The sequence below is a fragment of the Methylocystis suflitae genome, from assembly GCF_024448135.1.
GTDB lineage: Bacteria > Pseudomonadota > Alphaproteobacteria > Rhizobiales > Beijerinckiaceae > Methylocystis > Methylocystis suflitae.
Genome location: NZ_JAMRYX010000186.1, coordinates 1 through 4,874 on the forward strand (window position 1 = coordinate 1; position 4,874 = coordinate 4,874).

Sequence of the window (4,874 nt, forward strand, 5' to 3'; positions counted from 1 at the left end):
GTCACGATTGGGCCGAGGAAAAACGAGCCGCACTTGAAGCTTGGGCGGCGCACGTGATGGCGATCGTTGAGAGACGAACGCCGTCCGACAATGTGGTTGCGCTCGCGCGAAAGAGCTAAAATCAACCGCGCTGAGATAGCCCGGCCAGGCGATAAGTCGAGAGTGCATCGCTCGATTTCTCAGCACTCATTTGATGCTCGCGGATGCACGCGATGGCCGACGAAACATTCTTGTTGGGCGAGGCGATTTCTCGCCATGAGAAGCCCGAAAACCGATCGAAGCGTGAGGCAGCGGTTCATGACCATTTTAACCTGCTCACTGCTCAAACCGCGGCGAAGCCGGTCAATGAAGAGATCGTCGTCTGGCAAGAAAAGATCACTGCCGCCGTGCAGAGGCGAAAGGAATGCGAGGCGCAGACTCCGACCGGTCTCTTAGAGGCGCTGAAGCAGCGGGACGGCCATGTCTCTGCGACCGGCCACATTGGTGGCTTGCATAACCCTAAAATCACTATCCCCGCGGACGTGTGGCGCAAAGGCGCGTGGGAATTTCAGCCGCGCGCCAACTTTGCGCGCGGCGGCGACCCTCTCATTGAAATCTATGGGTTGCGGATTGTCGAGGCGGCGCAGGGCACCGCCGAGAGTAGGTCAACCGTGATCGTCGAGGTTGTAGAGAGGGACGCCTTGCCGCTCTTGGCCAAAGCGCGCGAGCCCGATGTGCAGACCTTTCTGAATGGCTTGACGCCCTGCGCCGAAAGCGCCGCGCGCGACGCCGCGGAGGCGCACTTCCGTGTGCGAATCCCGAATTTTAGAAAGCGGTTTAATTGGCCAAGGCGCGACCCAGGTCGCCCGAGATTGGCAAAATAAAAAACTCTGCTAACTCAGCAACGCTGCGGAGTTTTGTCCTGATACGCCCGATTTCAGCAAGTTGGAAACTCTGCGGAAAAGTGACGCTGCGGAGTTTAAATATTTTAGCTGCGGAGTTTTCCTGTGCTTACTTTGTCGTCACGTAACGACAGGAAAGCGCAAATGCGAGTTTTGAGTCTCTTCGAAGCGTCCCACCGCGCCAACATCGCCAAGCGCACGCTCGAACGATTGATCTCAATTGGCGAGGGTCCGGCGACGATCCACCTATCTGCACGTCGCGTCGGCGTGCTCGAATCTGATCTTGAGAGTTGGTTGCTCTCGCGCCGTAAAGCGCCGCCCGGCGAGAAGAAGGCTGAGGCGCTCGAAGCCGCGCCAGCTTAACCAACACACACAAACGAGAAAGATCTGGAAACGGCGCGCAACGCGCGCGCCCTATGGGAAAACTTTGTCTGAATTTCGGGCAAGGAGGCGCGCATCGGCCGCCACCGCCGAAACCCCGACGACGATTTGCCCTTTTATGAGAGACGAAGATGTTGAACCAAGCGACGACGACCATTGAACTAACATCAGACGAAATCGCGCTAATCGGCAATCTTGTTTACGAGAATGCAGACCCATTGCACCGAGGTATCGGCGGATCGTTCCGATCGGCGGCTTTTCGAGTTAACCGCCGGATTGCTCGAAAAATTCGGATGGAACGATGACGCCGCGATGTTGCGCAGCGAAATCGCCAATTATGATAAGGTGTCGTGATCTTCGCGCTTGCTTCCGGCACTATCTTCCGTCCCGTCGAAATTCGCACGGCGAAGAGCGGGCGCTTGTTCGCGTCGACCACGCTGAAGTGTCGCGACGGCGACTCAATGACCTGGGTGAAGGTTCTCGCGTTCTCAGATCACACGATAGAAGCCTTCCAGCGCCTCGGCGATGGCGATGGCGTCGCCGTGCAAGGCGTGTTGCGCAGCGAAGTTTACACGTCGCGCGACGGCGAAACTCGTGTCGCGTTGACGATCATTGCGGATCAGGTTTGTCCGCCGCGCGCTCGGCCACGACAACGCAAGCCGAAACCGAAAGAGGAAACTTCCCGGCACCGGGAAGTTGCTTCCATGCAGCAAGGCGGAAGATCGGCGCGTCGACGCCGATCTCGACGATCGTATCGATGATCTTTGGGGCGGGCCGCCATGAGAACGACCTCGCCCTTGCGCGAAAACGCGCGCTTCCGTCGCCTTGCCGTCCAGCTTCACGAGCTTGGTCCGCGTCCTGTTGGCGAGCTGATTGCGGAATTGGCGGCGGAGTACGAGATCCCGCCAATGAAGTGTTGGCGCGTCTGGAGAATTACGGTCGCCTGTCGCCCGAGATTATTCAAGCATTCGGCGGCGATGAATGGACGGCAACGATCCTTCCGATTGACGGGAGCGGCGAATGATAGCGGCCGACGCCTTCCGCTCAGCCATGCTTGAAAAGCTCGGCGCCGCCCCGTGCGAGATTATCGGCGACGGTAAGATTCATCGGTTCGCGACCGGCAAGAAGCGCGACGACGCCGGCTGGTATCAATTTTTCGATGACGATTTTCCAGCCGGAACTTTCGGCGATTGGCGCTCTCGTCAGGAATTCAAATGGCGGATGCGAGAAACGCGCGACCTCTCGCCGGCCGATCGCGAACGGTTGAGGCGCACTGCGGCCGAGCGTGAGAAAAGGCGCGAACGCGAATATCAGCAAGCCGCAAAAGCCGCGCAAGCGCGTTGGCAAAAGGCGCGTCCGGCCGATCAACATGAGTATTTGCAAAAAAAGCGCGTCGGATCGCATCGCCTACGACAGGAATCCCACCTGCTACTTGTTCCGGTGACGTCTGACGACGAGACGATCATTTCGCTGCAAACGATCCCTGGCGAGGGCAAGAAACTTTTCACGCCAGGAAGTCGCACTAAGGGCGGCTACTTCACGATCGGCGAGCCGACAGCGACCATCATCATCGGCGAGGGCTATGCGACTCTCGCGTCGCTTTATCAGGCGACCGGCTTTCATTGTGTCGTCGCCTTCACCGCCTCCAACCTCAAGACGGTCTCGCAAAAGATCAGAGCGAAACATCCGCAAGCGCGCATCGTCTTCGCCGCCGACGATGACCTCAAGGTCGAAAAAGAGCGCGGCAAAAATCCCGGCATAGAAGGCGCGAAAGAAGCCGCGCCGCTTGTGCATGGAGTCGTCGCTGTCCCGCCGTTCGACCGCAACAAGGACGGCGACGGGCCGAGCGATTGGAATGATTACGCCGAACGATATGGCGAGGATGCGATGGCGAGCGCCTTTCAAACTGCGGCGGACGCAGCCGCGCATTCAACCGCTGGCAATGGGCACGACAAGCAAGACGATCGCGAATGGATCGCCGATGATGAGGGGCCAACGCCCGAGGAACCCGAGGGCTTCTTTCATGCGCGAGGCGAACCAGCGCAGGCGTTTACATGGCCCGATCCGCAACCGATCCCCGGCGGGTTGCCGCCGGTCGCTGCATTTCAGGACGATTTCCTGCCGATGCAACTTCGCCCTTGGATCATGGATATTGCCGAGCGCATGCAATGTCCGCCCGACTTTGTCGGCATTCCTGCAATTGTCGCGCTGGGTTCCGTTATCGGCCGCAGGATCGGCATTCGCCCGCAGCGGCGCAGCGATTGGATCGAAGTTGCAAATCTATGGGGGTGCATCGTCGGTCGGCCCGGAGCGTTGAAAAGTCCGGCAATGAATGAAGTTTTGAAACCCTTGCGCCGTTTGGAGAGCGAGGCGCGCAAAGAACACGAGGCGGCGCTTAAAACTTACGAGAAAGAGGCGGCGTTTTATAAAATAGCCAAGGACGAAGCGACGAAAGCCGCCCGCAAGGCGTTCAAGAATGGCTGCGACGCCTCTTGTATGGGCGACCTCGCCGAGCCGGAAGCTCCCCAAGCTTGCCGCTTAATAACGGAAGACACGTCCTACGAAGCGCTCGGCGAAATTCTGGCGGACAATCCTTATGGAACGCTCGCCTTTCGCGATGAGCTTGTGTCCCTTCTCAAAGCGCTGGATCGCGAAGAGTATGCGGCGACGCGTGGGTTCTACCTTACAGCGTGGAACGGGACTAGCGGCTATAGTTTTGATCGCATCATTCGCGGGCGCGTGCATATCGAGGCGATTTGCCTGTCATTGCTCGGCTCTACACAACCGGGACGCCTTGCCGAATATATCCATCGGGCAGCCTCCGGCGACGGCGATGATGGACTGATTCAACGTTTTGGCTTGCTCGTGTGGCCAGACCAAAGCCCGCAATGGCGCGACGTTGACCGCTATCCAGACAGCGAAGCCCGGCGGGCGGCGTGGGATGCTTTCAGCCGCCTAAACGCTCTCGATCCTCATGCGATCGGCGCCGAACGTGATGAATTCGAAAGCGTACCGTTCCTGCATTTCGACGCCCCGGCGCAGAACGTGTTTCGCGAATGGCGCGGCGACTTGGAGAGGCGCTTGCGCAGCGACGAACTGCCAAACGGTCTTGAAAGCCATCTCGCGAAATATCGAAAGCTCGTCCCTTCGCTGGCGCTGATCAATCACCTTGCCGACGCGCAAACCGGCCCCATCGCCGAAACGACGCTTTGTCGCGCACTGGCGTTCGCCGAATATCTCGAAACGCACGCGCGCCGCGCATATGGCTGCGCCGGCCAAGTCGAGGCGACCGCCGCAAAACTCATTCTCGCGCATATTCGCAAAGGCGAACTTACCGACGGTTTCACGGCGCGCGAGCTTTGGCGACGCAAATGGAGCGGACTCGCCATTCTCAATGACGTGAAAGCGGGGCTCGACCTGCTAGCCGACCTGAATTGGATCGCGCCGCAAAGCAAGGCCAGCGGGGCCGGCGGCGGCCGTCCGACTGCGGCTTACATCATCAACCCAAAGGCGCTGCAATGAGCAAATATCTCGACAGGTTGCGTACGCTTGAAGGCGAAGCGACGAATCCGCAAAGGACCGATACAGATAGTTTTGGCAGTTTTGGCAGTG

Annotated in this window: 4 protein-coding genes; all 4 read left to right on the plus strand. The window is 58.9% G+C overall.

The genetic code is table 11. The annotated features are described in order from the left end of the window. Nucleotides 1-212 precede the first annotated feature (212 nt). On the plus strand, nt 213-863 hold the full coding sequence (locus NEI07_RS14275; protein ID WP_256035420.1) for a hypothetical protein: 651 nt from the start codon (nt 213-215) through the stop codon (nt 861-863). Nucleotides 864-1,025: 162 nt separating this feature from the next. After that, nucleotides 1,026-1,244, plus strand: coding sequence for a helix-turn-helix transcriptional regulator (locus NEI07_RS14280; RefSeq protein WP_256035421.1), 219 nt, complete (start codon nt 1,026-1,028; stop codon nt 1,242-1,244). Nucleotides 1,245-1,612: 368 nt separating this feature from the next. Next, on the plus strand, nt 1,613-2,023 hold the full coding sequence (locus NEI07_RS19760; RefSeq protein WP_407659908.1) for a single-stranded DNA-binding protein: 411 nt from the start codon (nt 1,613-1,615) through the stop codon (nt 2,021-2,023). A gap of 259 nt (nt 2,024-2,282) precedes the next feature. Further along, a complete protein-coding gene (locus NEI07_RS14290) occupies nt 2,283-4,784 on the plus strand; it encodes a DUF3987 domain-containing protein (protein ID WP_256035423.1) in 2,502 nt (833 codons plus the stop codon). The last annotated feature ends 90 nt before the right edge of the window (nt 4,785-4,874 follow it).

Excerpts from the sequence above, each read along its gene's own strand:
- NEI07_RS14290 (WP_256035423.1), top strand. The coding sequence starts at position 2,283 with ATGATAGCGGCCGACGCCTTCCGCTCAGCCATGCTTGAAAAGCTCGGC.
- NEI07_RS14275 (WP_256035420.1), top strand. The coding sequence starts at position 213 with ATGGCCGACGAAACATTCTTGTTGGGCGAGGCGATTTCTCGCCATGAG.
- NEI07_RS14280 (WP_256035421.1), top strand. The coding sequence starts at position 1,026 with ATGCGAGTTTTGAGTCTCTTCGAAGCGTCCCACCGCGCCAACATCGCC.